Here is a 6,862-nt window from a genome sequence, read left to right as displayed (position 1 = left end):
GCCGGTACCTTTCTTGCATGGCGGCGTTCCAAAGGCAAAACGGGATGAGATGATTGAACGATTCCAAAATCCTGAGGAGCCCTGCTGTGCATTCGTGTTATCACTTAAGGCTGGGGGCACGGGTCTTAATTTGACTGCTGCTAACCATGTGTTTCATTTTGATCGTTGGTGGAATCCCGCGGTTGAGAATCAGGCAACGGATCGAGCATTCCGAATCGGACAAACGAAGCAGGTTCAGGTGCATAAATTTATAACAACGGGAACCTTAGAGGAAAAGATTGATGAAATGATTGAGCGGAAGCAATCTTTGAACGATCAGGTCGTTGGCCAATCCGATCAGTTTATTACGGAAATGTCGACAGATGACTTGAAGGAGCTTTTTGCTTTAAGAAAAAGCTGGCTTAAGGGATGAGGGATATAAATGTCTTTAGATAGCTTGCGGATAAAACAACAAAAGATTCAACTGGAAAGCGATACAAGAGACTCTGAAGGAGCAATGCCTGAATCGACTGAACTAGATGTAATGGAGAGAAAGCCGCAATTAGAGCATGCTAATCAAGAGTGGAAGCAGTTTTATGAAGTGATAAAAGAAATAACAAACAATATGCGTTACTAATACGTTACGCAGTTATACTCAGCCTGTCGGGGAAAATAAACTCGGCGGGCTAACTGTTTTTATATCGTATTTCAAAAACAATAGAATTGTATCCCTATCTCATCGGTTTTTGGACCTCCACTCTTATGAACGGTTAAGATTATAATAAAGAAGCGCGGCAATATGAAATGTTATCAATCAGGAGGTCTAGGCAATGAAAAAGAGTAATAAAAGATTTGTTGCCCTATCTGCGCTGTTCTTATCAACTATGATAGTTGCATCTGCTTGCGGAGCAAACGATGCGCTAACAAATAAGAAAAATTCTGAAGAAATAACTGAACCCGTGGCAGAAAAGAAAGATGTTACCCTGTCACTTCGTCATACACAAATAAAAGAAACAAGCCAGTCTCGTTTAAAAATTATTGAGGATGTTGTTGCCAAAACACAACAGGAGAACGAAGGCTTAACATTTAAGCTTGAAGGCATAGATGAAATTGTTAACCGTGATCAAAAGCTGAAGGCTGAAATGGCCGCAGGCAATCCACCCAATATTTTTGAAGTGTTCGGAGGCGCAGATCTTAAGCTGTATGTGAAAGCAAATCGCATGCTTGACCTTACTCCGATTATTGATGAGCTTAATCTGAATGATAAATTTGCAAGTTTGGACGAGTTTACAATAGATGATAAAGTTTACGGTCTTCCTTTCGGAGGCTACAGCGAAGCGATTTTCTATAACAAGAAAGTGTTTGCTGAGCTTGATTTGGAAATCCCAACCACATGGGCGGAATTGCTTCAAGTATGTGATGTTCTTAAAGCTGCCGGATATACGCCTTTTGATTTGGCAGCGAAAGACGGATGGGTTAATGGTATGATGTGGAACACAGTAATGGAGAGAAACGTTGGTATGGAGGAGTTCTCTAAAGTCCTTACAGGGGAAGCGAAGTGGACAGACGTCAATTTTTTAAAGGGATTTTCTTACTATGCCGAGCTTGTGAATAAGGAATACTTTACAAAAGACGCTCTTGGCATTGAATATGCTGACCAAGGTAAGCAATTTCTTTCCGGCAAAGCAGCTATGGTATTCACAGGAACTTGGGATGCTAATCGATTTTCCAGTGAAGAGGCAGGAACACTAAAAGGGCATATCGGTTACTTCGCATTCCCGGCTATAGAAGGCGGAGCTGGTGACCAAACTTCAATTAACGCATCCTATTCGAACGGATTTGGATTCTCTGCTGACCTCAGTGAAGATCAAATCGTTGCGGTGAAAAAATTCATTGCTAACTTCTATACAGAGGAAGTTCAAAAACGTACGTTAGTGGAAGATAAACTACTTCCATCCATGAAGCTAAGAGATCTATCAGGTATAGATCCGCTTACAACTGAAATTTTAAATGTAATGGTCAATGCTTCAAGTAATTGGAAAGCTTATGACGCAATCGTCCAACTGTCTGTCGCTTCTACCATCAACGTTGGTATTCAAGAGCTTATTGGTAAAGTAAGCGGACCAGAGAAAGTAGCTGCAAAAATTCAAGCCGCGCAAGATAGAGCTAATTTGTCTAACACAGTTAATTAATGGGGTGAGTATTGGATAAGTAAAAGGTTAATGGATGAGGGAGATTCTACACATGAACTTGAAACCGAAATTGATGCTGGCCTTTATACTTCTAATTATTATCCCAATGATTGGTCTAGGCATATTCTCCTTCATTAATTCGGAGGCTTTGCTTGAGAAAAAATATAGTGAGCAAACAGAAATTACGCTCAAGGCTGTTGGAGGCAATATTCGATATTTCTTCCGAGAGCTGGATCAACTATCTGACGGGAACCTGACAAGCTCCGAGGTTCAGGATACGCTCAAATACAGCAACGTAGTCTCAAGCGAYGCTAGTATGCAGATTGCCATCAATCAAGCAGAGAAAGAAATGAAGCGGATTTTATTCCAACATCCAGCAGTCAGCTTTGTTGTGCTATATGCCGAGAATGGGACGATGTTCCGTTCTTATCGGAATGATCCGACGACTTTTAAACCTATTACATTTGAACTGTTGGAAGAGACGACGCTTTATCAAGAAGTGCTGCAGCTCGGTGGGCGACCACTTTGGATTGGTCCTTACGAGCAAAGGGAGCTAACAGGCGTTGATCCGCCATTATTTACACAAATGCGTGTGGTTAAGGATATGGAAACGTTCGATGACCTTGGTGTTATGATTACACAGTATAAGACAGAAGAGATTTCAAGCATGCTGAAAGCCTTTCAGAACCCGCAAGCAGATGCTACTGAAACCAGATATATGATTGTAAATAAATTAGGACTTATTATGCTGGACAGCCAAAGCGAATTGGATGGTCAAAGTATCAATGAACAAACACATTCGTTTCCGCAGCAGACGAGTAGCTATGCGAGCTCTCGCGAGAAATTTGCTGGTATAGACAGTCTAGTGTCATCCTACCAATTGGATCGAAATGGTTGGACTTTAATATCCATTAAGCCATGGAACTCACTAACCGATGAAAATGTACGCTTCGTGCAATGGATAGGCATGATAACCGTACTCGGACTGTTTTCCGCAATATTGTTTAACGTATTCTTTGTCAATCGTGTTGCAAAATCGATTATTAAAGTCGTTAGGAAAATGAGACTAGTCGAACAAGGGCTGCTTGATATTCGAATTACAGCACATGGCAAGGATGAAACTGTATTATTAGCTAATAGTTTCAATAGCATGGTGGAGCGTATAGGCAGTTTGCTTAGTGAGGTTCGAAGAGAGCAAGCTCGCAAACAGCATGCGGAATTGATGTTAATGCAAGCTCAGATTAAGCCCCATTTTCTGTTTAATACGCTCGAATCGATTAATGCACTTGCTTCTCAAAATGATGGAGCAAAGATTATGCTGATGGTTCGGCGATTAAGCAATCTGCTCCGAACAGCGATGAATGATTCGGAAGAAATTAGAATTAGACAAGAAATCGAACATGTGCGTAGCTATTTAGAAATTCAAAAATATCGATTTGAGGAGCTTTTCTCCTATGAATTAAATGTTCCTGATGAAGCGCTTGATTTTACGATATTAAAGCTAACGCTTCAGCCGCTGGTAGAGAATAGCATACAGCATGGTTTTGACGGTTATGCGGACGGACAGGGTGTTATTTCGATTGATGTCGAGGTGGAGATGCACCAGATTATTCTGATGATCCGCGATAATGGTCTTGGAATGAGCGTTGAGGTATTGCAAAAACTTGCTGAAGGGTTTAACCCATCCAGCAGGCAGGCGAATGCGGCAGAGCTTGGAGAACGAAGAGGGCTGGGTCTCAAAAATGTAGCAGACCGGCTTCGCATTCATTACGGCTCCGCATATGGTTTATKGATTTGCAGCCAAGAGGGGTACGGTACGGTAATTCGCTGTGTCATTCCTAAGAGCAGAGGTGAACAAGTATGACGGGAAAAGTACTGTTAGTTGATGATGAAGCGCATATCACGAGAAACCTAGAGAAGGTTATTCCCTGGGAAATGCTTGGCCTTGCAGTGGCAGGAACTGCTAAGAACGGCCAAGAGGCATTAGAACTTATGGAGCAGCATACGTTTGATCTATTATTATGCGACATTCGAATGCCGGTTATGGATGGTCTTGAGCTAGTACGTCATATACGTGAAAATGGTACGCCTTGCGATATTATTATGCTGTCAGGCTATCAGGATTTCGCTTATACCCGAACAGCCATCCAATTCGGCGTCAATGATTATATTCTTAAGCCAATTCCGTATGATGAGCTAACAGGTGTTATCGCAAGGGTCATGTCGACTCAACGCAACAAACAAAAGCAGATACAAGAAGAAAAGAAAAAGCTTGGGCGGATGATTGATCTTGCAAGTGAGAAAATTTTGTACGACATCATCATGGATTATACGGATGTAACGGCAGACAATTGGATGCTGACTGGTGATGAACAACAGCTGAGTCAGCAGCAGTTCGTAGTAATTGTGTTAGATTTAGACGTTAGCTCGGAGAAAACAAAAGATTGGCGCGAATGGTCGGACAAAGAACGAAAGCTATGGAACTTCGCCGTATGCAATGTGCTGCGCGAGAAGCTTGGGAATAACGCCCTGCATCATGCGGTTATTCAAATTCGAGATGGTGAATGGTGTGTATTAATTGAATGCGATAAAACGGCTGAATTCGATTTATCTGTCATACGAAGATGGGCGGATATGCTGTTGAATGCCGTCAAAAATCATGTGAAGCTTTCTTTGTTTGCTGGAATTTACCACGAATTTGCAGCTGCAATTGATTTATCTCGGGCATATAAGCTTGTGCAGCAAGGGATGCAGCTAACACCTGTGCATGATATTATTACCATATATCCATCAAGGCAGCTTAAATCCTTACAAACGGATCAGCTCTTTTGGGATACAGCGGAGAAATTAATTAGTGCAGTGAGACGCGGTGATTCATTAGCAGTTGAAAGTGAACAGCAAAGTATTACGAAGCAATTGCAGCAAATAGAGGGCCCTTCTATTGGCCGCATTAAGCCGATGTTGCACTTTTTTGTTCTGCATCTCATGCGCGAAATAAAAGAAATGGGTGTGTTCTCACGGGAGCAAGAGGAAATGCTTTGGCGTAAACTAGATCGGCATTTCGGAATTAAAGATTTGTTGTCCGTTATTCATCAGGTGACGAATGCAGTTGCAGAGAAGTCGATGGATAAGAAGAAGCAGTCAGAGCGTTCCATGCTTGATATTAAAGCGTTTCTGGATCGGAATCTATACCGGGATCTCAGTGTGGAGGAATCAGCGACGTATGTAGGGCTTAGCACCTCATACTTCAGCTTGCTATTTAAGCAAACATTCGGAGAAACGTTTATTGAATATGTAACTAGACAACGAATGGAGCGAGCGAAGTTTATGCTTCTAGACACTTCAAAGAGTGTGGCTCAAATAGCAAAAGAAGTTGGCTATGCGGAGCGTCGTTATTTTACAAAGGTATTCATGAAGTATACAGGCGAAAACCCAACTGATTATAGAAGCAATCGACAGGAAGCTTCTGAGGTTGGGTTAGATGATGTAGATCCAATAGATTAAGATGTTTTGGCTTAAATCTGTTACTCCGACAGCTCATCCAGAGTTTTGCCTAAGCTTGGCGCAAGATGAGTTAAAAACCATTCGACCTCAGGCATCTCAAGCTTGGCGAGCGCAAGCTCTGTCTGGCCTTTAGCGACTAGGAATTCACGGTTTCCGGCGGATAGCTCAGATAAACATTTTAAATAAGCGTCTAATAAATCAGCTGCCTTCACGATATGATGCAGCTGTTTGTCATGCTCATCAGGTGMTTGGGTTAGCTTTCCGAGCAGAGGCTCATAGGCAGGCTTGAGTGAAGCTGGAACCATACTGAGTAATCTTTCCGCGGCCATCGCTTCGATCTCACGGAAGCTGGCCAGCATTTTTGGGTTGTGATGCTTGACGGGTGTCGGTATGTCTCCTGTAAATACCTCTGTCGCATCATGGAATAGGGCGATTGTAACGGCTCTGTCTGCATTGTACGTTTGGTTAAAGACATGATTGCCAATCTCACAAAGCATATGCGCTAGTATGGCGACGTGAAACGTATGTTCCGCAACATTTTCTTTTGTTGTATTACGCATGAGGCTCCATCGTTCAATATATTTCAATCTGTACATATAAGCGAAAAAATGGCTTTCCATTTAACAGCTACACTCCCTTATGAGACGCCAGTTTGTTAGTTATCATGTTACAGTTGTTCTGTCTATGTTATTATATAGCTTATGTATGAAAACGACTAGACGATGTAAAAGAGGGATAAAGTATGCGTGAGTTCGGTCTATCCTTTAATCGAAATTTCGAGAGATGGATGTTCATCATTATCCCGGGGTCTCTTATCCTTGGTTTTCTTTTTGCTAATCGCATTCAACCGCTTATAAACGCGGTTCCGTATTTGTTCGCGTATGTAACACTTACAATGGCGCTTGGCTGCGGTTTGGGTCAATTGAAAGAGGTTATGAAACGTCCTGGTATTATGCTGCTTACTTTTATAATTGCTCACGTCATATCCCCGCTTGCAGCTTATGGAATTGGAACGGCCATTTTTGGATCAGATTCTCCCTATGTTATAGGTTTTGTCCTTTTCACAATTATTCCGCTTGGTGTGTCTACTGTCCTTTGGGTAGGTATGTCAGGAGGGAATGTCCCGCTTGTTCTAGCCATGGTTGTTTTAGATTCGATACTTAGTCCTTTCGTTGTACCGTTAGGCC

General features: G+C 42.1%; 6 protein-coding genes and 1 pseudogene. 6 read left to right on the top strand and 1 reads right to left on the bottom strand.

Features of this window, described 5'->3' with window-relative positions:
• From AC1DWN_RS24335 to AC1DWN_RS24315, 5 genes are all read left to right on the top strand, one after another.
• Nucleotides 1-412 (top strand): DEAD/DEAH box helicase (locus AC1DWN_RS24335; RefSeq protein WP_477561478.1); only part of this gene is annotated, 412 nt, incomplete at its 5' end.
• A 9-nt stretch (nt 413-421) separates the two neighbouring features.
• Nucleotides 422-616: a hypothetical protein gene (locus AC1DWN_RS24330; protein WP_477561477.1), complete on the top strand. Its 195-nt coding sequence runs from the start codon at nt 422-424 to the stop codon at nt 614-616.
• A 193-nt stretch (nt 617-809) separates the two neighbouring features.
• The gene (locus tag AC1DWN_RS24325) at nt 810-2,171 is read left to right on the top strand and encodes an extracellular solute-binding protein (RefSeq protein ID WP_477561476.1); all 1,362 of its coding nucleotides are present in this window, start codon (nt 810-812) and stop codon (nt 2,169-2,171) included.
• A gap of 52 nt (nt 2,172-2,223) precedes the next feature.
• The gene (locus tag AC1DWN_RS24320; RefSeq protein ID WP_477561475.1) at nt 2,224-4,035 is read left to right on the top strand and encodes a cache domain-containing sensor histidine kinase; all 1,812 of its coding nucleotides are present in this window, start codon (nt 2,224-2,226) and stop codon (nt 4,033-4,035) included.
• Nucleotides 4,032-5,675: a response regulator transcription factor gene (locus AC1DWN_RS24315; RefSeq protein ID WP_477561474.1), complete on the top strand. Its 1,644-nt coding sequence runs from the start codon at nt 4,032-4,034 to the stop codon at nt 5,673-5,675. The genes AC1DWN_RS24320 and AC1DWN_RS24315 overlap by 4 nt, the downstream gene beginning before the upstream one ends.
• A gap of 20 nt (nt 5,676-5,695) precedes the next feature.
• On the opposite strand, the gene yfbR is transcribed toward AC1DWN_RS24315, so the two are convergent.
• Nucleotides 5,696-6,295 carry a 5'-deoxynucleotidase gene (gene yfbR, locus AC1DWN_RS24310; RefSeq protein WP_477561473.1) on the bottom strand — a complete coding sequence of 200 codons (600 nt, stop codon included), beginning with the start codon at nt 6,293-6,295 and terminating at the stop codon, nt 5,696-5,698.
• A gap of 122 nt (nt 6,296-6,417) precedes the next feature.
• Between yfbR and AC1DWN_RS24305 the strand changes: the two are divergent.
• Nucleotides 6,418-6,862, top strand: a pseudogene (locus AC1DWN_RS24305) (bile acid:sodium symporter family protein); the annotation flags it as partial.

The organism is Paenibacillus sp. P4_A7, from assembly GCF_056402455.1.
Note: the sequence above shows the minus strand (reverse complement) of the source record. Positions and strands in the feature narration are given on the sequence as shown.

What these genes read in the sequence shown, in the direction of transcription:
- AC1DWN_RS24330 (WP_477561477.1), top strand. Translation starts at nt 422, where the DNA reads ATGTCTTTAGATAGCTTGCGGATAAAACAACAAAAGATTCAACTGGAA.
- AC1DWN_RS24325 (WP_477561476.1), top strand. Translation starts at nt 810, where the DNA reads ATGAAAAAGAGTAATAAAAGATTTGTTGCCCTATCTGCGCTGTTCTTA.
- AC1DWN_RS24315 (WP_477561474.1), top strand. Translation starts at nt 4,032, where the DNA reads ATGACGGGAAAAGTACTGTTAGTTGATGATGAAGCGCATATCACGAGA.